This window comes from Archangium violaceum, assembly GCF_016859125.1.
Lineage (GTDB): Bacteria > Myxococcota > Myxococcia > Myxococcales > Myxococcaceae > Archangium > Archangium violaceum_A.
In genome coordinates this window covers 12,586,120-12,606,257 of record NZ_CP069338.1, presented here as the reverse complement: position 1 = coordinate 12,606,257, position 20,138 = coordinate 12,586,120, and the positions used below count along the sequence as shown (strand labels likewise).

The window sequence follows — 20,138 nt, the reverse complement described above, 5'->3', positions numbered from 1 at the left end:
CTTCAGGCCCGAGGGGAACCATTGCTCGAGGGTCGTCCCCTCCAGTGTCTTCGCGACGAGGTGCTCCACGGGGTGACTCTGGAGGGAAGGAATGACTCGCCCCATGCGGACCAGTCGCGCGTGTACATGGTCTACGAGCAGCCGGTGCAGGTGGCCGAAGCTGCCGGGTGCTGGGTGCTCAAGCTCCTCATCGGGCGTGCGGACGAGGAACTCGCTTGAGCTGCAGGAAGGGCACGGGGGGACCAGCACAATGCGCCCATCCACGTGCCCCTCACGTTGAACACCGATCACCAGGCTCTCAAGCGCGATGAGGTTGAGGCTGCTGCACTTGGCGCAGCGCTGGAGCACGTCGGTCTCGTTTACCTCTTGGAGCGGCATGGGGTCTCACGCGATGGCCGTGTACGTGCCATACCAGTAGGTGGTTCCAAGGGCAGGGACGTCCTGAAAGCTGTAGAAGCCGAACCCATCTCTGTCCGGAACGAACACGTTCGGGTTACCAGCGAAGCCTCCGCCTGTGGTGACTGGAGAGAGTGTGATGGAGGATGGAGAGGAGGGGAACCGGCTGCGGAACGTGACCGAGCCACCCCCAGCGATGGTGTGCGCGCTCGTGTCGCTGTTGGAGAACTCGAGGCCAGCGCGACCGATCTCTTGCATACTGCCCGTTAGCTCGAACGCGGAGTTCGTGGCGTTGCTCATCGGCAGCCGCCATCTCCGGGGCCATGCCGTGAACGTCGCCGCGAAGGTGTTCTCGTGAAGCAGTTCGAACTCGTTTCGGGAGAGCCGGAGGGCCCCCGCGAAGAAGCTGGTGCTGTCGCGAGCCCACGCGCTGCCGTTCCAGGCGGCGTTCAGCGTGAACCAGAAGGAGTCTGAGTCAGAGTAGACACGCAGCCGCGCCCCAAGGCCGCCTACGCCGAGCGCGTCCCAGAGGAGCGCTCTTGTGCCACCGAAGTTGGGTTGTCGGATCGTGCGATGTTGGCCACTGTTCCCCTCGTTCCCGCGGAAGTGGTCTCCCTCGAATGCGTCGCTTACCTCCGCGAGAGCTTCCTCAACGTTTGTGGCGTTGAGGTTGTTTCCTGCATCCGTGACGGAGATGGACGATGCAGGGTGCGCTCCGGAGGCTTGGGTGAGGTGGGTGTTGAGGAACCCCAGCAGCGCGGCGAGCTGGTCACGCACAGTGCCAGAGGTCAGGGAGTTCGGCGTGCCTGTGACCGCATCACCGCCGACACGAGATGCACCCGAAACGCCTGAAGTCGTCGCCGCGAGATCGGTGACGATTTCCTGCAGCTGCGACTGGACGTTCGTCGCGCCGACGTAGTTGTGCGCGGTGGCAGAGATGGCGCTCGCGTGATGGGCGCCGGAGGATGCGCCGACGTGGGTGTTGAGGAAGCCAAGGAGCTGGGAGAGTTGTAGGTCGACGGTGCCCGGTGAGAGAGCATGCGGCGTACCCGGGGCTGCATCTGCACCAACGAGGGAGGCTCCGGGAGCGCCGGCTGTCGTGTTGGTCAGACCATCGATGAGCTCGTCGAGAGCGGCTTGCACGTCCCCCGCGCCGATGAACCCGTGCGGGGTGTAGTCCACGGCACTCGCCGAATGCCGCCGTGTCGAGCCGGTGAAGTGGTCGTGTAGCTCGGCGTCGACCTCGTCGAATGCGGCCTGCACCGTGTTGCCGAGAGGGCTCAGAATCGTCCAGGTCCCTGTCTGGACGGCCACTGCGGTACCCTGGGCGAAGATGAAGGCTTGGCGGCGGGTGAGGTCGATATCTGCGCTGAGGACCTGCGTCTGACCCGGGCGGCGGCGCACGTCGCAGACGAGTAGTTCGTCGGCTTGGAGCGCGTGCTTGGGGGCAAGGCCGGCGGGACCCTCTGGCGCCTGGCGCACCACCAGCTCGAAGGACTCGTCACGGCGGAAGAAGACCTGCTGAGAGTTGCCATCCGTTCGTGGATCCGAGAGCTGGCGCTTGAAGCGCAGGAAGATGCCGAGCCAGCGCTCGTTACCTGCGGTGGCCACATCGGTGGGGATGCCGACGAGGTCGATGGCGCAGTTCACGTTCTGGCCGGTGCCGAAGAAGATGCGCTGGCCGAGGTTGTCGTAGGCCCGTGCTGGCGCGGTGAGGTCGAGGGTGAGGTCCGCCACCGGGGAGTGGGGAGCGGGGATGGCTCCGGAGATGATGCCGTAGATGCCAAGGTCCGCAGCAAGGTTGCGGTCGGCCCTCTCGAGCAGGGAGAAGGCCAAATCGAGTTCAGCCTCGGTGACGCGCTGTCGGAAGTAGAAGTCGACCCGGTCTGCCATTGAGAGGCCCTGAGAGAACGTTGCTCTTCTGTGGGGCAAAGCCGGTTGTGCGTGGCTCAAGGGGACGTGGATGCCGCGAGCCAAAGGAACTGGTGCGCATAGACTGGCTGATCCGCAGTCGGGGGAAGGGGCACTGCCTCATCAAGGACCCGGTCGAGCTGGTGCTCCGCGCCAAGTTCACGAGCTCGCCGCAGGTACAACTCCACCAACGGATCCGTGCCTGTTCCGACATGGGTGACCAGGAGCCCGACTGCAGAGAAGGGCTTCGCAGGTCGGCGACCCATTCGCGCGTCGATGAAGTCGTGCTCCAGCCGCTTCTTGCCGGGTTCCCGGTAGGCCTTCTCGACATTGCCGCGCCCCCAGAACGTGCCGATCATCTTGAGTTCAAGCGGGATGCACACCTCCCCGGCTGTTGCTGCAACCAGCCTCCCGGAGACATAGGTCCCAGTCGCGAGAGCGACGTCTGCGCGGTCGATCGCCTCAAGCCAGACGTATGTGTCCTTTCCGCACTGGTGAGCCTGCCCCGGTTTTGTGGACACACCTCATAAGTCGGCTACACAGGAGGTAGTGTTCATGGAGCGAAGGAAGAGGCGGAGTTTCACCCCGGAGTTCAGGGCCGAGGCGGTCCGACTGGTGCGCGAGGGCAGCAAGAGCCTGCCCCAGGTGGCCAAGGACTTGGACCTGACCGAGTCAGCCCTGCGCAACTGGGTGCGCGAGGCCGACGGAGGCGATGGCAAGGAGTCGGCAGGTGCACTCTCCACGGCCGAGCGGGAGGAGTTGGTGCGGCTGCGCAAGGAGGTGCGTCATCTGGAGATGGAGCGCGACTTCCTAAAAAAAGCGGCGGCCTTCTTCGCGAAGGAGACCTCGAGGTGAAGTTCGAGTTCATCGACGCGGAGAAGGCCCACTTCCCTGTGGACTTCATGTGCGAGCAGCTGGGTGTGTCGCGCTCGGGCTACTACGCCTGGAAGGAGCGCCCGGAGTCCGCGCGGGACAAGGCGGACCGGGCCCTGGCCGAGGAGGTGACGCGGATACATCGCGACAGCCGCGGCACGTACGGCAGTCCTCGCGTCCACGCGGAGCTGCGTGCCCGGGGGCAGCGCGTGAGTCGAAAGCGTGTGGCCCGGCTCATGAACGAGCACGACATCGCTGCTCGCAAGAGACGGCGCTTCGTGCGCACGACGGACTCCCGCCACAACCAGCCCGTTGCCCCCAACATCCTCGAGCGCAACTTCTCCCCGGCCAGCCCAATAGCACCTGGGCCACGGACATTACCTACGTGGGGACGGGGCAGGGCTGGCTCTACCTGGCCGTCGTCATGGACCTCTTCTCTCGCAAGGTGGTGGGCTGGTCCATGAGCGAGAACATCGACCGGCACCTGGTGCTCAACGCCCTGGACATGGCCCTCGAGGGACGCCAGCCACCGCAGGGGTTGTTGCACCACTCGGACCGGGGCAGCCAGTACGCCAGCACCGACTACCAGCAGGCACTGGCTGCTCGGGGCATCCAATGCAGCATGTCGCGCAAGGGCAACTGCTGGGACAACGCCGTGGTGGAGAGCTTCTTCAGCAGCTTGAAGCAGGAGCTCGTCTACACCACCGCCTTCGCCACGCACGAGCAGGCCCGGCTGGCCCTCTTCGAATACATCGAGGTCTTCTACAACCGCCAGCGGCGGCACTCCTCGCTGGGCTACGTCAGTCCAGTGGATTTTGAGCTTGCGCCCTTACCGCAGAAGTTGGCATCTTAACCCTACTGTCCACGTAACCGGGGCAAGCCCACTGGTCGGCCACATCCCATAGGTGTGTAGCAACCTCACACTTCCACCATTCCTCGCACTGACGCTCGTGTTGAACGAGGCGGGCGAGGGTTCGACTACGGGATACCTCTGGTCCCCACATCCCGCGCATTGCTGCGCAGAGGATCTCGACGTACGGATGCATGGCCCAGCGATTGTACACCGCGTGTGTATCCCTCAGTGCAGGTCCGTCGTCTCCCCAAGATCGCTGAGGCCCAGCTCCCAGTGGTCCGGGAGGATGGGCGGGAGCGGCTCGACGAGGTCCACGAAATGGGTGTGGGCGGGCTTGAGGTACTCGACGATGGCGCGGAGTTGCTTGCGTTCGGTGGGCGTGAGGATGCGGCCCACCTCGATATTGAAGGCGTAGCGGGCGAAGCGGTCGGAGGGCCCGAGTACCCAGTCAATGCCAAGTTCGGATTCGCCGAGCGTGAGGGTGTCGGAGGCGAACGGCGCGATGGCCTGAAGCTCGATGCCAAGGAAGAAGCGGACGGCATTGCGGATGCCCTTCGCTGTGCCCTTCTGGTGGTACATCTCCACGAGCAAAGACGCGAGCCGACGCTTGGCCAGCAGGTCCAACTCGAACGAGAACGGATTGCCGAGGTCCTGGAGGATGAGGTCCACGAAGGGCTCTGGTGCCCGTTCAAGGTCGAAGATGTCCGGCCAGCGGTCGATGTCCGCCAGTAGCAGGTCCGCCACCTCCTGCAGACAGGCGATGAAGCGGAAGAGATCTCCGGTCAGGTCATCGCGGCGGTTGTGCTTGGGGAGCATCTGCCACAGGTCGAAGCGTCGTGAGGGTGGACGCGCCGGCCGGAAGCCCGAGAAGAGTGCGCGGTCATAGGGGCCGAGAACAGCGTTGCCGTAGCGGTCCGTTACTCCCACAGCACGTACCTCGTAGAGCACGTCCGGCGTCATCTCCATATCGAGCCCGAGCGTCAGGACTTCGCCCTCCATGCTCGTGCTCGTGACCGCAACGGAGACGGCTGGGGTACCGCGGGGCACAAGGAGCAGGTTGGCACCGGTGGGTAGGAGGACAGGCTCGTCGAAGGAGAGGCGCACAGCCCGCGGCCCGGTGGCCAGGGCTCCGACGAGGCGAGGGGCTGTCCGGTCCTCGATGTGGAACGAGTACGTTTCGTCAATGGCGTGGGCTTCGCTGCTGGTGCGAGAGACGACACGCACCGACACGTCGGCCTCGCTCGCGAACGGCAAGAGTGGGTGTAGGACAACGCGGAGCGTGTCCGCCGTCTGCGTGGCGCCCGCCAGTGCTCCGGCAAAAGGGGGCTTCACCTCCTCAGCTGCACCGCCCTCGAAGGCGAGCACACCGTCCACCCACACACGCGTCGCGGAGCGGTCGATGCCATCAGGCCCAGGATCCACCAACTCGAGCCCCACCGCTGTGTCGAGCGGGACATCTAACTCCTCAGGTGCGGGGTCGCGGTTGATGAGGAGCGGACGGCTTGTCGCGACGACGAGGGCGACATTGTCAATGTAGAGGGCGGGAAGCTCGACAGCAGCCACAGTTTCTCCTCAAGGGGCGATCAGCTCCAGGCGCACGCCCACGGTATGCACGCCGGAGAGCTTGGAGACGTTGGCCGCGAGGTCCGTGAGGGGCCGCACCCGCCCCAGCCGACCTTTGGCGCGAGCGTACTTCACCCCATTGATGGTGAGGGAGGCCTCCCAAGTAAGCCCTGCGGGCAGACTGGCGGGCACCCGGAACCGGAGCTGGGCTCGCAGAAGTGCCACGCCCGTGAGGTCCGTCGCCTGCGTCAGCTCAGCGAAGTCCCCAGGGGCTACCTCGAAGAGGCGGCCTGGCTCATCTTCACCCAGGACGAAGAGGTAATCCCCGGAGGCAGGAGCGGCGTTCGCGGGGCGGATGCGCCCCTGGCCTCGGCCCAGTCTGATTGTGAAGGCGGTGAGCGTCATGGCTGCCTCACAGCTGGCGGTACAGCTCGAGGTGGTCGAAGAAGGCCCGCCGGGTGACGTCCTTCACCGAAAAGCCGAAGCCACCCCGGCCTGAGGTGAGCGGCTGGCTGCCAGAGTTGATGCCGAGGTGGTCGTCGATGAACTCCCCCATGCCGGGTACTGGCTGCCAGTTGGGCGGCGTCCCGAGCGGATGCGCGGCTAAGTCGTTCTGAAAGGCGTGGAGCACCACGTCCCCGTTGGTGTTGACGATGACGTCGAGCCTCAGGTGCAACCAGGTACCCTGGGTAAAGCTGGCGCTCGACTTGAGGAGAGCGCCGGGGCCGTCCGCATCGGGCAGCCCCACGGCGACCGAGCCTTTGCGGAGGACGATGCGGTGCGGGTCGTCGTCAGAGAGGCCGAGCAGGTACGCGCTGTCGTTGACGGAGTTGCCCTGGCAGCAGAGGAAGAGGAAGGGGGAGAAGCCTGTGGGGCCGCCACCCGGACCCCGCTGGAGGCACCCACGGATGGAGCCGCCCTTGGCCATGGGAGCGAAGTCGGGGAGGTTGGCAAAGAGGCCCATGGCCCCGCTCACTGCCGCGAGGGAGTTGAAGGCGAAGAGGAAGCTTCCTCCGCCTGGAGGGCGGGAAATGCCGGCCGTCACGCCGCGGTCCACCGTGGCAATGTCCAGCCCGTTGTTGAGGTAGGTCCAGTCGGCTTCGGCCATGAGGGCTCCTTCACAGGGTGGAGGCGACAGTCCAGGTGTTCTCGAAGTCCTCGACAGGCTGGGCGTTAGCGTCGAAGAGTGCGGCGCTCGCTGGCACCGCCGACCAGCTCCACGCGAATGCCTGATTCGAGCGCCACTGTTCCTCGAAGTCCTCGTGAGGCTCGCCATTGAAGAGCCCCGTAGAGGAGGCCACTTCGCCCCAACTGCGCGCGTACGGCACGTTGGCCCAGCCGGACTCGCAGTCCTCGGTGGTGCCGCCGTTGAAGGGGAAGGGGAGTACCTGGGCTGGTGGCAGCTCGGCGAGGAAGACGGCGTTGGCCCAGCCCTCATTGAAGTCCTCGTGGCCCTCGGAGGAGCTATCGAAGAAGGCTCTTGAGAGAGGAACGTCGTCCAGCGAGGCCCGTAGTGAGTGCCAACGCTCGAAGTCCTCCCAGGCTTCTTCGGGGGCTGGGCCGAAGCCGGCGAGGACTTCCCGGCTCGTCACGGCGGTGAGCGTCCAATGCCGAGCCTCACCTGGAAGCGGGCCCTCCTCCTCGAAGCTGGGGTTGAGCAGCCCCATCAAAGCAACTCCCCCGTGTCGCCGTTTCGCAGGGTGACATTGGCCAGCACGGGGAACTCGCGCACGCTGAGCTTCACGTCGGCGGGTAGCCCGTTGAGCGTCAGATCCAGGCGCGCAGAGCCCATCTTCCGCACACCTGGCGTGTCGCGGATGACATCGAAGATGTCCGACCAGGCCACCTCGCCCACCGGGTTGCCCTCGGCGTCCTTGAGGTTGAAGCCGAAGTCCACGCGAGGGTTGGGTGTGCCGTCCGGCTCGCTCACGCGGAAGTAGGCGGCAAGGCGCTCGCGGATGCGATCCCTCACCTCAGCAGCCGAGGAGCCCTGCCGAAGGAAGAGGCGCGCGTCAATGGCGATGGGCCTGTAGACCGGGGCCTGCACGCTCACCTGGAACGTGAGGGTGCAGGGGTAGACCTCCGTGACTTGCCGGAGGACTTGGTTCTTGAGCGCTGGCGTAGGCAGCCCGCCACCCTTGGGGATGACGTAGAGGATGCCCGAGTTCTCGGAGATGCTCGGGTCCTCGTTCGAGGTGAGCATGAGCGCCCTGGCGACGCCTGGCAGGCGGCGGGCGTTGAGCTCAAAGTCCTCGCGCGCCACGGAGCGCGTGAGGGCCCGGAGGCTTTCGGGGGCGAGTAGCTTGGCAGAGGCCACCGTCTGCCTATCCGAGCCGCCCGAAGCCGAGGCAGGGTTGCGAACCGAAACCTGCACTGGGTTGCCGTGGGCGTCCTTGAAGGCGCCCTCGATGACGACGAGGCGCTCGGCGTCGACGTTGCCGGCGCTCCCACCGCCTGTTTTGTAGGTGATGGTGATGGTACCGCTGGGAGGCATGCCGCTCACGCCGTTGCCGAAGCGAAGGGTGGCGCGATCGTTCTGGTCCACGCTCACGACGAAGTGCAAGTCACTGGGACGTGAGTCGAGGAAACTCTCCACCTCGGAGAAGGTCCCCTGTGGAGTCGTCACGCGGGCGGAGCCGTCGAGGTAGGGGGTGAAGTCGAGGTGCACCTCGAGGTCCGCCAGCCCTCGCGAGTCGAAGAGCTGCGTGTACATCTTCGAGTGCTCTGCGAGAGCAAGCACGCGCGGTGGGGTGAGCCCTGCCGGCAGAGTAACGGGGGCGAGGAGCTGGAAGCGGATGGGCTCGGTGACTTCCTGCGTGCGAATGAGGGTACCCGCGGGAAAAGTGACGGGGGCAGCGGGGGGCCGTGCGAGCTGAAGTTCCACTTGGGCGGTCGCGGCCTGGGCTCCGTGGAGCCGGTAGCCCAGCATCCGCGCGAGTGCCATGACGTTCTTGCGCTGCGTGGCGGTGACGAGCCGTGACTCGCGCGCCAGGTTGTCCTGGTAGAAGGTCAGCACGTCGCCGACGAAGGCGTACATCTCCAGGAGCACGTTGCCGAAGCTGGCGACGGCGAAGTCCGTCCAGTCGGGGAAGACACTCTGAAGGAGGGAGATGAGCCGTGCCCGCAGGGCATCGAAGTCCTTGTCGGTGTAGTCGACGGGCTCGGGGAGCATGGCCACGGCGCAGGAGCCTCCGGGATGGCAAAGTCGAGGCCCTCCGCAGCCCGGGGACGCCAGGGGCTCAGCGAGGCAGGGGCACGTCCACGCTCGCGGAGACGTCTTGCTCGCGCACCCGGAGCCGTAGGGTGCTCGCGGCTCCCTCCTGCTCCACGTCGAGGCTCACGAGCTGGGCTCTTGGCACCCAGCGCTGGAGGGCGTCGCGGACGTAGACGTGGCCACGCGGACGAACAGAGGCTTCTCGTAGAGCAGCTGCGGTTTATGGCGAGGGAAGCGGCGCGGGCTCGGGTGGCCCGGCGGCCGGTATCCGTCACCCTTCAATACCTGGTTGGCCAGGACGGTGAACTCATCGTCCGCGTTCTGCCGTGCCCAGACCATGCTCAGGACGCAGTCTTCGCCTGTATTCCAGGCGTCGCAGCAGGAGTCGGTGCAACCACGTGGTCTGGAGCCCCAGGCCAACCAGACGGCGGAATTCGACAGGACGCAGGTGATGGCCGCCCAATTACCCCGATCCTGGAGATCCTTCATGGTAATGCGGACCTGATGGGAATCGGTCTTGTAGACGGGGCTCAGGTTGCACTGGTCGATGCCGCCGAAGCCCCACAGGTAGGCTTGGTTCACCGTGACGTGAAGGGTCTCGTCAAGCACCCGGCGGGTGGCCCGCGAGGGGTTGCAGGAGATGACGCCCAGCAGCGGTTTGTTGAGGTCCCAGACATACCGCAGTCGGTGGCGGCAGAGCGGCCGCGTCTCAGGGGCCTGCTCCTCCGGAAGGCTGTCCGGCAGGTTCCTGGGCCAGTGCCTGCCGCATACTGCGCCGCTCGACAAGTTTGCCTCGAAGCCAGCCCAGTCGAGTGGCCAGGCCCCCGTGTACAAGCGTGCTTTCGCAGAGGGCTGCCCCGCCGCATTGGCGACCTTCTTCTCGATGATGCGGTAAGGCCGGCGTGCGGGCAAGGTGACCTCCCTGCGACAATGGTCCGAAAGCCATCCTAAGAATTCGTCCCAAAGGAGGCAAAGCCAGGACGTCAGCGAGGCAGGGCCACGTCCACAGTCGCGGCCACGTCCTGCTCGCGCACACGGAGCCGGAGGGTGAGCACGATTCCCTCCTGCTTCATGTCGAGGCTCACCACCTGAGCCCCCGGTACCCAGCGCTCGAGGACGTCGCGGACGTAGACGCGGGCCAATTCCTGGAGAGGAGCGTCGTTGCGCTGGTGGCGCAGGAGCGGCAGCGCGGCGCCGAAGTTCGTGCGCCAGGGCAGCTCGCCGGAGGAGCGCGCCGTCGCCCCCTCTGTGAGTAGCGCCTGTCGCACCTTGGAGGCGAGCAACTCCGGGCCCGAGCCCGCGGCAAAGTCCCGCTTCTTGTCCCTCCGGAAGGGGACGAGGAGGTTCTGTGGCTTGCGGCTCACGGGTTCTTCCTCACGGCAGCGGCACGGCCCGGCGCACAGCCTGGAGCGCCTCCACGATCGCATCTAGTGGGGCAATGGCCTCGTTCAGCGGGCGGCCCGAGAGGCTGGTCAGGTCGGGCACCTCAGGCGCTCCCACCATGCCGAGGAAGATGTTGAGCAGGGCCACGAGCTTGCTGAGACTCGCGAGCGCCTTGCCGGTGTTGGCAGCCTCCTGAGCCACGTTCGCCTGTGCGCAGCCAGCAATGGCCAGGAGCCCCGGATCGCCGAGCTGTCCTGCCTTGTCGATGGCGCCCTGGATCTGCTGCATCCGCTGTAGGAGGTGGAGCAGTTGGCCGCGCGCCTTCTGGAGCGTGTCGAGGATGAGATCGATGGTGCCGATGATGGTGTAGGGGAGCGACAGCTGGGGGATGAGCCTGAGCAGCTTCATCACCTTCTCTGCCAACTTCGAGATGCTGGCGACGAGTGCGGAGGGGTCTGGTGGCGGCCCGAGCGAGTCGGGGATGGCCTTGATGCAGTCGAAGACCGCAATGACAGCATCGACGATGTCGAAGAGGGGCATGAGCGGCGTGAGCGCCGGCTGGATGGCCTTGAGCAGTTCCTGCTGCTGGAGGGTGATGCCTCCTGGCAGGGTTACAGCCAAGGGCTCGGGGGCCTCGGGAATGTGCAGGCAGATGGGCAGCGCCATGGCGGGCCTCCTCAAATAGGGTCTGCGATGGGCCGCACGACGCGGCCGGCGATACTGACTTGCGTGGCCTCAATGGAGATGGCGCCCACCGCGCGTAGGGTGAGGGCCGTGGTCGCCTCGAGCGTCACGGTGTTCTCCTCGGCGTCGAAGACGAGGCGATCCCCGGTCTTCTTGTTGGTGAGCTGGAGCCTGCGGCCCCCCTGCGACTCGTCGAGCTCGATGCGGAATGTCTGCGTGGCAAAGACGCGGTTGTCCGGCGACTCGAGCTGGGCCTCCGCGGGCACCTCGCTCTGTCCGTTCGGCTTCCCCCAATGCGCGCACAGGTAGTAGGGGGCATCCACATCGCCCTGGTTGAAGAAGACGGCCACCTCCGCTCCCTCCTCGGGGACGGCGAAGAGGCCGCGATCCTTTGAGCCCCCACCCACAGTGCCGAGCGGCCAGGCCCAGGCGCTCTCCGGCTCGAGCAGCCCCGGGATGCAGACGCGAACCCGTCCGAGCCGCTCCGGGTCGTCGCGCTTCGTTACGTACCCCACGTACATGCCGTACAGCCGGCTGTCGTGTGCGTGAATGTCGTCGTCGAAGGTGCTCATGGGGGAGGCCCCTTCATCGAGGGATGCTCATGCGGGCCTCCGGATCCTCGGCACCGAGGGGACGCCCGTCGCGGCGGTACTCGAGGTGCGTGGCTCCGGACTCCGGGTCCACCACCTCCAACTCGGTCATCGCCCCACCTGTGGCTGGGGCACTTTGGTTGGGCTGTCCGCCCTGTGGCTGTCCCTGTGCCTGGGGGCCTGCTTGGCGCCGCGGGCCGGTGCCGTCCCGCGTGAGCTTCAGGTCGACGGTGTAGCCCGAGGCGGAGATGACGTGCTTGGCCTCGTTCACGTAGTACCGCCCTGACAGCAGGCTGGAGATGCCGCGTACCTCCACCACCGTTCGGGCGCGCAGGGTGGGGTCGCCCACAACCTGGAGGGAGAGTTTCACTGTGTCCCGCTCAGCGCGCCGGTAGCGAGCGGCGGACTCGCGCTCAGCACGTGCAGCCGTCGAGGCCGAGGTGGGATGGACGCTGGTTGTCGCGTTGCGCTGCTGGAGGGAGGTGGCTCCAGTCTCCGGGTCCACCACCTCAAGCACCTCCCCGAGCGTGGCGCGCTCCACGCTGGCGCTGCTCGCTCGGGACTCCCGGGTGGCCCGCCGGAGCGGATCTCTCCCGCGCACTTCGACGCGGCCCACTCTGCGGACGAGGTCGGACTCGACGTTGAGGGAGAGGATGTCGCCCCGGCCCGGGTCCGAGTACCAGGTGAGCACGTGCATGGGCGCGCTCGACGGATTGCGCGAGCGCCAGTGCAGGCCGCTGTCATCGATAGAGAACTCGAACTCCTCGCGGGCCGCCAGCCGCCGCAGGAAGCGGGCATCCGTCTCCGCAGCCTGGTTGATGACGTCGAACACCTCCCGGGTGTCCTCAACGTCGAGGGAGGCCCCTTCGTAGCCGTACTCAGCGGCCACCTGGCGAACCACCTCGGAGCGCGTCTTGTTCTCCCAGGAGCGCGTCCGGGCCTCACGGTTCATCAGCACGCTGGTAGCCAGGCCCTCGACTGTGAGCGTCTGGAAGCCCTTGAGCTTCTTGAGCACCACCCGGCGAGGCGGTGCCATGTGACCGGGGTAGCCCCAGGACACCTCGAGCACCGCACCCCCAACGAGCTCCTCTCGCTCGAAGAGGGCCAGGTCGAAGTTGTCGAGCAGGAGGGAGACCTGGTCCGCCTTGCTCGCGGTGTCCTCGTAGGTGAATGAGAGGAGGCGTCCGCTGAGCTCGAGCGGCTCTCCGCTGTGGGCTCGCTCGCTGGGCAGCAGCGTGAGGCGCACCCCTGGTGCACTGCGGTCCAGAGGGGCCGTCATGCCTCGAACCTCCGGCGCTGCTCGCCAAGGATGACGTCGGTGAGCACACGCAGGCTGGGGATGAGAAGGCGGCGCCCGGGCTCCAGCTCCAGCGTCGGGTCGATGATGGGGTCGGGCTGGAAGTCGGCGATGGCCCACCAGAACCCACAGGCCCTGGGCAGTGAGGCGAAGTAGCGCCCGGCCAGGTCGAAGAGAGTGTCGCCCTGGGCAACGACGTGGATGCGCGAGTCAGCGTGCTCCCGGAAGCGGTACGGCTCTCGCTCGGTGAGGAAGAGGCGCCCGCCCGCATCTCGAATGCCGAGCGTGAAGGAATGGCGGGAACCGGCATGTGGGGCCATTACTCCACCTCCTGCCGTAGCGCTTCAGAGGTGACGCGCGTGTCGAGGATCTCCTCGAAGGTGACGCTGGCTGCGTAGACGAGCACAGTGCCGTCGATGGCGAGCTGCCGGTACTGGAACTCGATGCTGGCAACCACGCACTCGACTGTCACAACGCGCGGCCAGATGAAGAGCACCCGAGGCGGTGCGGTGGCGGGAACTCCCTCGGTGCCCTGCGGTGGCACCGTGAGCGCCCGGAGGAACGCTCGGAAGTCGAGAATGTCGACGTCCCCGGGCTGCTCGGCCGCGAAGAAGCGGTCCAGGTAGAACTCCACCCCCGCGAGCTGGCGATTGGAGGTGCCCTGGAATTGCAGCACCTGATGGGAGAGCCCCGGCACCACGAGGCGGTTCCAGTTGACCTGCAGCTTCTCGGAGAGCTGGGTGGGGTTGAAGAGGCACTGCATGGACTCGCCGCTGGCGACATTCACGAGCCAGCAGCGAGGGGCACGGGCAAGAGCGGCTGCGAGCGACACGGTGTGTCCTCCTCAGTACGCCGGCACCGGCGAGAAAGAACGGGAGGCGGCCTCGCGCTCCGCACGGTGGGTGGCTCGGGCGATGGTTTCGCCGTCCACCTGGACGTTGATGGTGAAGGGCGGCGCAGCCCCCTGGCGCCCTGCCTGGGGGCTGGCGAGCGCGAGCAGCCCCTGCTCAAGCTGGGCCAGACTGCCTGCACGGCTCCGTGCATCCGCAGCGGCGGGCATGGCCCACGTCGCCACCTCGGCGCGCGCCGCAGGGCCTGGGGCTGCCAGGGTGAGCGGGGTAGCCGGCTGCACCTCTGCCGAGAGCGGTAGCCTGGCGAACTCCTCCAGGCTGGAGGGGAGCAACTCGCTGGGGAGCTTCCGGAGCAACCTGATGACGGAGTCAGTGAGGGCGTTGAACACCGCATGGAGGGCTCGGCCAACGGCGCTGAAGAACTCCACAACGGGGCTGAAGAAGGCCCGGAGACCGTCAGCGATGGAGCTGAAGAGGCCGAGGAACCATTGGCCAGCCCCAAGGAAGAACTGCCGCGTGGAGCGGAAGAAGCCGGTGAGCGTGGACCACGCCGAGGAGATGGCAGCCGGGAGGGTTTCGGTGAACCACAGGTAGAGCCTCGCTGCAGTCTCGCCAATCCACGTGCCAGCGATGACGAAGGCATCCTTGAGGGCCACCACCACCCCGAGGGCCACGGTGGCAGTGTCGATGAGGACAGCAAGGGCATGGACCGTGAGCGTGAGGGCGCCCCCCACCACCCGCCCGAGGAGCTCGCCGAGCTGGCGCCAGGCGCTCGTCGACTTGTCGGTGGCACTCGTGGAACTTGTGGTGGCCCCGATGAGGTTGTCCCACACCCGTCGGAGGCCGGCGAAGGCCTCGCGCACGGAGTCCACCGCAGGAGCGAGGAACACCTGCATGGCGCGGAAGCCCGAGAGGAAGCCGGCGTAGACCCGTGCGGAGAGGGCGATGACCTGGGCACCCCAGGACACAACGGTCGCCAGCGCCGAGCCCACGGACTGCCCGAAGCTGCGGAACTCGGACGAGGGCAGGCTGGCGGCCTTGCCGGTGAGCCCTGCGAAGAGGGTGGCCAGCTCCTCTCCCAGCGAGGACAGGGCGTTCACCAGATCCTCGAAGACGGGGCGTGCCTCCTCAAGGGAGCGCGTGAAGCCGGCCTTGAAGCCCTCCCAGATCTGCTGGAGGCGGTAGACCACCTGGTAAGTGGAGATGAGGAAGCGCTTGAGCCCCATGCTCTCGGCGCGGCTCAACTCCTCGCGCACGGCCCCGGAGAAGGCTCCCTGCTCGAAGAGCTGCATGAGCCCTCGGAAGAACAGGCTCACATGGCTCATGAGGCGCCGGGCGAAGTCGGCGATGCCGCCGAGGTTGCTCCGGAAGGCGTGGACGAAGCCGGCGACGGCAGCTCCCAGCAAGGTGACGGTAAGGATGGCCGGCAGCAGGGTGGCGATGAGCCCACCGGCAGTGATGCCGAGCGCCTTGAGGCCGATGGCCAAGAGCGCGATTCCAGCCTTGGCCGAGATGGTAGCCCCTACGAGGGCGACAACGGCTCCGGCGCCGACGGTGAACGCCGCGAGCGCCCGCTTCACCGGGGCAGGGAGTTGGCGGAAGACGCCGAGGAGGGCGTTCACGACACCCACGAAGGCCGTCACGAGGGGCTTGAAGACCTGGGCGAACGGCTCGCCGAGGACGATGGCGAGCGTCTCCAGGGAGCCCGCGAGGAGCTGCTTCTGTCCCTCGAAGGTGTCGAGCATCTGCTCGCGGAAGCGAGCGGCCGTGCCCCCGGCGTTCTCGAACTGGTCCCGCAGGTAGCGGATGGCCTCGGCCCCCCGGAGCGTCTCGCCGGTGCTGGTGCGCAAGCCGTTGGTAACCTGGGTGAGGATGGCGTTGACACCCCCGAGCGCTTCGCGGCCGAAGGTCTGGAGCAGAAACGCCGAGCGCTGGGCCTCGTTCATCCGGTCGAGACGCGGAGCCATTTCGCCGAGAACATCCAGGAAGCTGCGGAAGCGGCCCGCCGAGTCCGTGACCGCTACACCCATGCCCCGCAGGCGCTGCTGCACCTCCGGGTCAGCCATGCGCTCCATGGCTACGGCCACGGCGGTGGAGGCGCGCTCGACGCCGGGGATGACGTTCTTCACCAGTCCGAGGGCGATGAGCGTCTCGGAGAACGACTGGTGGAGGGCCTGGGCTCCGCGGGAGGCCGTGCCGAGGGCGAGTGGTAGCTCGCTGGCGTTGAGAGCGAAGACGTTGACCGACTGCAGCATTCGGTCGACGGAGATGGAAGCCTCGTCGACGGAGAGGCCGAAGGCCTTCATCGCCTGGGCAGCGAGGCCCGCGGCCTGCTGAGGGGAGAGTTCACCGAGGGAGCCCCCTGCCAGATCGAGCACGGGGAGGAGGAGCTTCATGGACTCCTGGGCGTTGAAGCCGGCCTGGGCCAGCTCGCGGAGGCCGAGCGTCGCCTCGGTGGGGGAGAACTGGGTCGCCATGCCGGCCTCAATGGCGGCGTCGCGCAACTGCGCCAGCTCGGTGGCCGAGGCGCCGGAGACGGCTGCCACCGCCGCCACGGCCTGGCCGAAGCGCCCCGCGGCGTTGGCCAAGTAGAAGGCTGCTGCCACGGTGGCGGCGCCTGCGGTGAAGACGGAGAGCCCCACACCCAGTTGCTGGAAGGCGCTCTGGATGCGCTCGGTGCCGAGCCCGACGCGCCGGTCGAGGCTCATGAAGTTGCGCTCAAGGTTCTGGATGGCACCGGATGCCAGGTCTCTCGCAGTGAAGACGAAGCCCAGGCCGAGGTTGTTGAGCGCCATGAGCTACCTACCCTTCGCGGCCTTCTCGAGTTCCTTGGCTTCGCGTGAGCGCTGCTGACCGATGCGCTCGAGAAGCCAGTCCCGGTCAGAGGTGGGTAGCTCGAGAGCGTCGCTCAGTGAGAACGCGAGGCCCGAGCCGCCATACTGGTGCCAGCAGAGCTGGAAGAGCCCCTCGCGCCATACCTCCAGGGTCACCTCGGGGAAGAGGCGCTCCGGTCCCGACGCCTCGCTATCCGCTCCTTCCCAGGCAGGAAGAAGCCCCTGTCGAAAGGGAGGTCCACGTCCTGTACGAGGAAGCACTCGGGGCATTCCACCTCGATGGTGGTGTCCACCCCGCAGTCAACGCGGTCGAACTCGTTCATGAGGAAGTCGGCATCGCGCATGGACAGGTCCTCGAGGAAGCGGCGCTTGTCGCGCGGCTCCACGCCGTCGATGTCGAGGACGCGATAGGCGAGGACCGAGGACAGGAGCTTGTCGGGGGCGGCACGCTGGAATTGGGGGAGCCGGCGCTCGTCATCACCGGTCAGGAGCTTGAAGCGCACCCGCTTGTCGGCGTCCGGCAGCAAGGTTTCGAAGCGATTCCCACCAACGAATGCGGCGCGGCTCTCGTCGGGGAGAGGCCGGACGGGGAGCTTCGTGAGGTCGAGTTCCCACTCGAAGCGGGCCCGACAGGCATCGCTTCGACACTGGAGCGCGAAAGCGTACTCCGGCCCGTAGGTGAGGGCCCGAACCATGAGGAGCGCGAAGAAGCGGTCACCCTGCAGCACTCTGCCCCAGTCCAGGGGTTGGTCGCCGAGCGCATAGGGCCCGGGGGTTAGTGTCTCCTCCCAGCACGCAGAGAGGAGTTCGTCCATTTGGCCTCCGCTCCTGGCGAGCTTCCGATCAGCAAGGACGCGCTCCTCGCGAACCTTCATGCCGCGAACGCGGCCTGAGAGCCCCGAAGGGCACGTGATGACGTCTGCCATTCGCTGCCTCCTCGGGGGCAAAGTCCACGAGAAGGCGAACGGGGACAGCCACTGCGCTAGATGTCCGCCCGCTGCCGAGTGCCTGCGATGTACTCCTTCAACTCAGTCTTCATCTTCGCCGTTCGACCCTCGACTACCAGCCGAATCGCCGCAGCGGTCTTTCCACTGGGATCGACGAGGTCGGCATCCACGCCGATTGCCTTCGCCCAGTCATTGACCTTGAGAGCGCCGGTCTTGAACTCGTGGACACGATCAAGGAACGCGCGGAGCGGTTCAGCGCCCTTCGCGATGTTGAAGGATTTCTCAAGGAGGCAACAGTTGCCGAGTGCGTTCATCGTGGTCGACAAGTCCTCCATCGTTAGCGCCGACTCGTCCTCGCCCTCTTCCGCAGCCGTCTGAGGGGCGCCCTGGAGCGTCTCCCAGAGCTTCACAGCGACAACATGATCGACGTCGAAGCTCAGGCTGCCTCGCTTCGACTCCCGCAGCGGCAACGCGGAAGCTTTCCAACGCGCCGCGTCGAGTCGGTGCCACAGCCAGAGAGGCAGGTAGTACTGGTGTACGGCGTCGCGGGTGAGTACGCCGAGGTCATCGATGTACTTCGACGACTCCGCTTGGAGCCCGCTGATCCAAGCCTCCATTCGGTGCTTGAGGATCGCGATCACGTCATCGGGCGCGGTCAGCTTCCGGATGCTTGCCCAGTCCGCCGACAGGTCCTTGATGTAGTCAGCGAATGCCTTGTCGGTCGACTTTCCCCATCGACCGGACCATTGAGACAAGAGGATCCAGCGATCGCACGAAGCTGCGAACGCGGCATCCAGAGACTTCTCGAAGCTATCCTTCGCTGTGACACCGAGAGAGTGCTCTGCCAGCCACTGGCGACCGAGCAGGCGCCAGGAGAGGAGCAGCGTGAGCACGTTCAGCGAGCGGTAGTGCGTCCCGAAGAGGAAGCCACGATCATCAACGAGCTTCGCGCCGTCCACTGCGTTCGCCGCTAACGTCTCCCAGTTCTGTACGAGGTCCTGCACCATCGGGCGAACCTTCTCGCCGCGAAGCAGGTCGTTCGCCGTGAGCAACGCGCCATCGCGGTGGAGGACCGACCACATGGCGGAAACGGCCCCAACGAGGGCATCGATGTCGAGTGCTACGCCTTCCTCGGCAAGAGCCTCACCGAGTTCCTCGAAGCACTTGCCAGCGGTGCGGTGGCCCGTCTTCGCAGAGTCCCACCCCGTCTTGATCCATGCGAAGGTGATCTCCTGACGTGTGAGAGCACGCCCGGCGGTGTTGAGGCGGGTGAAGATGTTGACGATCGCGTCGTTGTAGAGGTCCTGGCTGAAGACTTGGTCGTTAAACGGCGCGAGCTGAAGGTAGCTCACTTTCGACTGCTTGATCGCGACAAGCGTAACAACGAGTTCCGCGAGGGGTTCGAGCACGGCGTCGATCACGTCCTTCGGAACATCATGTTGCGCGAGCAGCGGGGCGAGCTTTTCGCGGAAGTGCTTCTCAAAGAGCCCAGGCTGGGTGGACGCCAGATCCCACAGGCGGCTCAAGCGAACGAAGCGGCCCTTGTTCTCCACGTCGAGGCTGCTTGCGATCGGGTGTTTGTAGTTCACGGGGCGCTTCAGCGTTGAGCGCCCACCATCTGGGCTCTGAACGACCCACGCAAGAACATCGCGAAAATCAACCTTCGCTACTCCTCCAACTGCCTGCACGCGCTCGCGGAAGGTCCAGACATCGAGGCATAGGTGACCAAGAGACCAGTGGCGCTTCGCGTTGCGGCCGCGTGGGCGCTCAGCGTCGAGCACCGTCGACCACTCGTGGTCGAGCAGGCGGAACCCCCAGCTGTCACCGCCGAACGCGAGCAGGAGGCTCTGCAGACGCTGCTGCCCGTCGAGAACCATGCGGAACTGAGCTGGAGGGTTGCTCTTGCTAACCTGCGCGTCGTCGAACTCGCCGGTTCGATCCACTACCCGCCAGAACGGCCTCGATGGGATACCGGCGAGGTCCTCCTTGTGAACGCTCCAGAGCAGCAGGGTGCCGAATGGCCAACCCCGGAGCAGTGAGTCGACAAGGAGGGTGACTTGGCTTGGGCTCCAAACGTACGGCCGCTGTAGGTCAGGAACGAGCAGGGTCGCGCCCTGGTCCGAACTCGCGGCGCGGAGAAGCTCGTGGAGTGGTTCGGAGCCCTCGTCGTAGATTTTCATAGTGCTCGCTCGATGTCCTGGACGCTTATCCCACATCCGGCCGACAATCGGCCGAGAGGAGCTCCCGGCGGATGCTCCAGAATCCCGGACTACCGGGCTATTGTACCAGCTCGAAGTAGTCGTAGGTGAGCGTGGCGGACTCGATGACGTTCTCGTCGCTCTCGTTGTCCCACTCGCCGGCGACGAACTTCACCGGCCAGGCCCGCGAGAGCGACCAGCGCCGGAGCGTTGTCCCGTCGCGGTCCTGCTGGACGATGTCGAGGTTGCGCTTGTAGGCCGGGTCGGTGAGCCCCACGCCGCTCGCGGCGGTGGCGACGTCCTGGAACCAGTCGTAGAGGTCTCGGTCCTGGGTGGCGCCCCTCTCGAGCGTCACGTCCGAGAACGTGAGGCGCCCCGGGCTCTTGTTGGGGATGAGGGAGCCTCCCTCGAAGTACTGGACGTTGGCCACCTCGACGGACAGCTCGCTGCATTTCTGGAAGCCCGCGTGCCCCACGCTGTCGATCTCGACGACGAACTTGAAGCGCTTATGGAAGCTCCTGGGGTTGCCGATGACGGCCATGGC

General features: G+C 66.2%; 20 protein-coding genes and 1 pseudogene. 2 read left to right on the top strand and 19 right to left on the bottom strand.

Going from position 1 to position 20,138, the window contains the following annotated elements; all coding sequences use genetic code 11:
• The first annotated feature begins 72 nt into the window (after nt 1–72).
• Nucleotides 73–219 (top strand): hypothetical protein, encoded by a 147-nt coding sequence (locus JQX13_RS55210; protein WP_239014422.1) that lies wholly within the window; start codon nt 73–75, stop codon nt 217–219.
• A gap of 165 nt (nt 220–384) precedes the next feature.
• Here JQX13_RS55210 and JQX13_RS53305 read toward each other — a convergent pair whose 3' ends face one another.
• Complete coding sequence (locus JQX13_RS53305) at nt 385–2,289, bottom strand: hypothetical protein (RefSeq protein WP_203406994.1); 1,905 nt, start codon at nt 2,287–2,289, stop codon at nt 385–387.
• Between the two features lie 56 nt (nt 2,290–2,345).
• On the bottom strand, nt 2,346–2,828 hold the full coding sequence (locus JQX13_RS53300) for a hypothetical protein (protein WP_203406993.1): 483 nt from the start codon (nt 2,826–2,828) through the stop codon (nt 2,346–2,348).
• Between the two features lie 34 nt (nt 2,829–2,862).
• Between JQX13_RS53300 and JQX13_RS53295 the strand changes: the two are divergent.
• Nucleotides 2,863–4,033, top strand: a pseudogene (locus JQX13_RS53295) (IS3 family transposase).
• 225 nt (nt 4,034–4,258) lie between these two features.
• Here the strand turns inward: JQX13_RS53295 and JQX13_RS53290 are convergent.
• The 17 genes from JQX13_RS53290 to JQX13_RS53210 all read right to left on the bottom strand — a co-directional run bounded on the left by JQX13_RS53290 (nt 4,259) and on the right by JQX13_RS53210 (nt 20,135).
• Nucleotides 4,259–5,596: a phage tail protein gene (locus JQX13_RS53290; protein WP_203406992.1), complete on the bottom strand. Its 1,338-nt coding sequence runs from the start codon at nt 5,594–5,596 to the stop codon at nt 4,259–4,261.
• Nucleotides 5,597–5,605: 9 nt separating this feature from the next.
• Complete coding sequence (locus JQX13_RS53285; RefSeq protein ID WP_203406991.1) at nt 5,606–6,001, bottom strand: hypothetical protein; 396 nt, start codon at nt 5,999–6,001, stop codon at nt 5,606–5,608.
• Nucleotides 6,002–6,008: 7 nt separating this feature from the next.
• Nucleotides 6,009–6,704, bottom strand: coding sequence for a hypothetical protein (locus JQX13_RS53280; protein ID WP_203406990.1), 696 nt, complete (start codon nt 6,702–6,704; stop codon nt 6,009–6,011).
• A gap of 10 nt (nt 6,705–6,714) precedes the next feature.
• The gene (locus tag JQX13_RS53275; protein ID WP_203406989.1) at nt 6,715–7,263 is read right to left on the bottom strand and encodes a hypothetical protein; all 549 of its coding nucleotides are present in this window, start codon (nt 7,261–7,263) and stop codon (nt 6,715–6,717) included.
• Nucleotides 7,263–8,768 carry a baseplate J/gp47 family protein gene (locus JQX13_RS53270; protein WP_203412628.1) on the bottom strand — a complete coding sequence of 502 codons (1,506 nt, stop codon included), beginning with the start codon at nt 8,766–8,768 and terminating at the stop codon, nt 7,263–7,265. The genes JQX13_RS53275 and JQX13_RS53270 overlap by 1 nt, the downstream gene beginning before the upstream one ends.
• A gap of 165 nt (nt 8,769–8,933) precedes the next feature.
• Nucleotides 8,934–9,722, bottom strand: a complete 789-nt coding sequence (locus tag JQX13_RS53265) for a DUF1643 domain-containing protein (protein WP_203406988.1) — start codon at nt 9,720–9,722, stop codon at nt 8,934–8,936.
• Between the two features lie 71 nt (nt 9,723–9,793).
• Nucleotides 9,794–10,174 carry a hypothetical protein gene (locus tag JQX13_RS53260; RefSeq protein WP_203406987.1) on the bottom strand — a complete coding sequence of 127 codons (381 nt, stop codon included), beginning with the start codon at nt 10,172–10,174 and terminating at the stop codon, nt 9,794–9,796.
• Nucleotides 10,175–10,184: 10 nt separating this feature from the next.
• Complete coding sequence (locus tag JQX13_RS53255) at nt 10,185–10,859, bottom strand: hypothetical protein (protein ID WP_203406986.1); 675 nt, start codon at nt 10,857–10,859, stop codon at nt 10,185–10,187.
• An 11-nt stretch (nt 10,860–10,870) separates the two neighbouring features.
• A complete protein-coding gene (locus JQX13_RS53250; protein WP_203406985.1) occupies nt 10,871–11,449 on the bottom strand; it encodes a phage baseplate assembly protein V in 579 nt (192 codons plus the stop codon).
• A gap of 13 nt (nt 11,450–11,462) precedes the next feature.
• On the bottom strand, nt 11,463–12,746 hold the full coding sequence (locus JQX13_RS53245) for a phage late control D family protein (RefSeq protein WP_203406984.1): 1,284 nt from the start codon (nt 12,744–12,746) through the stop codon (nt 11,463–11,465).
• Nucleotides 12,743–13,084, bottom strand: coding sequence for a LysM peptidoglycan-binding domain-containing protein (locus JQX13_RS53240; protein WP_203406983.1), 342 nt, complete (start codon nt 13,082–13,084; stop codon nt 12,743–12,745). Before JQX13_RS53240 ends, JQX13_RS53245 begins: the two co-directional genes overlap by 4 nt.
• Nucleotides 13,084–13,596, bottom strand: a complete 513-nt coding sequence (locus JQX13_RS53235) for a peptidoglycan-binding protein (protein WP_203406982.1) — start codon at nt 13,594–13,596, stop codon at nt 13,084–13,086. Before JQX13_RS53235 ends, JQX13_RS53240 begins: the two co-directional genes overlap by 1 nt.
• A 12-nt stretch (nt 13,597–13,608) precedes the next feature.
• The gene (locus JQX13_RS53230) at nt 13,609–16,410 is read right to left on the bottom strand and encodes a phage tail tape measure protein (RefSeq protein ID WP_239014421.1); all 2,802 of its coding nucleotides are present in this window, start codon (nt 16,408–16,410) and stop codon (nt 13,609–13,611) included.
• A 3-nt stretch (nt 16,411–16,413) separates the two neighbouring features.
• Nucleotides 16,414–16,605, bottom strand: coding sequence for a hypothetical protein (locus tag JQX13_RS53225; protein ID WP_203406981.1), 192 nt, complete (start codon nt 16,603–16,605; stop codon nt 16,414–16,416).
• The gene (locus JQX13_RS53220) at nt 16,602–17,375 is read right to left on the bottom strand and encodes a hypothetical protein (RefSeq protein WP_203406980.1); all 774 of its coding nucleotides are present in this window, start codon (nt 17,373–17,375) and stop codon (nt 16,602–16,604) included. The genes JQX13_RS53225 and JQX13_RS53220 overlap by 4 nt, the downstream gene beginning before the upstream one ends.
• Nucleotides 17,376–17,431: 56 nt before the next feature.
• On the bottom strand, nt 17,432–19,576 hold the full coding sequence (locus JQX13_RS53215) for a DUF262 domain-containing protein (RefSeq protein WP_203406979.1): 2,145 nt from the start codon (nt 19,574–19,576) through the stop codon (nt 17,432–17,434).
• Nucleotides 19,577–19,673: 97 nt separating this feature from the next.
• Entirely contained in the window at nt 19,674–20,135 is a 462-nt protein-coding gene (locus tag JQX13_RS53210) for a phage tail protein (protein WP_203406978.1), read from the bottom strand.
• Between the last annotated feature and the right edge of the window lie 3 nt (nt 20,136–20,138).

Excerpts from the sequence above, each read along its gene's own strand:
- JQX13_RS53230 (WP_239014421.1), bottom strand. The coding sequence starts at position 16,410 with ATGGCGCTCAACAACCTCGGCCTGGGCTTCGTCTTCACTGCGAGAGAC.
- JQX13_RS53220 (WP_203406980.1), bottom strand. The coding sequence starts at position 17,375 with ATGGCAGACGTCATCACGTGCCCTTCGGGGCTCTCAGGCCGCGTTCGC.
- JQX13_RS53270 (WP_203412628.1), bottom strand. The coding sequence starts at position 8,768 with ATGCTCCCCGAGCCCGTCGACTACACCGACAAGGACTTCGATGCCCTG.
- JQX13_RS53250 (WP_203406985.1), bottom strand. The coding sequence starts at position 11,449 with ATGAGCACCTTCGACGACGACATTCACGCACACGACAGCCGGCTGTAC.
- JQX13_RS53280 (WP_203406990.1), bottom strand. The coding sequence starts at position 6,704 with ATGGCCGAAGCCGACTGGACCTACCTCAACAACGGGCTGGACATTGCC.
- JQX13_RS53275 (WP_203406989.1), bottom strand. The coding sequence starts at position 7,263 with ATGGGGCTGCTCAACCCCAGCTTCGAGGAGGAGGGCCCGCTTCCAGGT.
- JQX13_RS53210 (WP_203406978.1), bottom strand. The coding sequence starts at position 20,135 with ATGGCCGTCATCGGCAACCCCAGGAGCTTCCATAAGCGCTTCAAGTTC.
- JQX13_RS53305 (WP_203406994.1), bottom strand. The coding sequence starts at position 2,289 with ATGGCAGACCGGGTCGACTTCTACTTCCGACAGCGCGTCACCGAGGCT.
- JQX13_RS53245 (WP_203406984.1), bottom strand. The coding sequence starts at position 12,746 with ATGACGGCCCCTCTGGACCGCAGTGCACCAGGGGTGCGCCTCACGCTG.
- JQX13_RS53285 (WP_203406991.1), bottom strand. The coding sequence starts at position 6,001 with ATGACGCTCACCGCCTTCACAATCAGACTGGGCCGAGGCCAGGGGCGC.
- JQX13_RS53240 (WP_203406983.1), bottom strand. The coding sequence starts at position 13,084 with ATGGCCCCACATGCCGGTTCCCGCCATTCCTTCACGCTCGGCATTCGA.
- JQX13_RS53255 (WP_203406986.1), bottom strand. The coding sequence starts at position 10,859 with ATGGCGCTGCCCATCTGCCTGCACATTCCCGAGGCCCCCGAGCCCTTG.
- JQX13_RS53215 (WP_203406979.1), bottom strand. The coding sequence starts at position 19,576 with ATGAAAATCTACGACGAGGGCTCCGAACCACTCCACGAGCTTCTCCGC.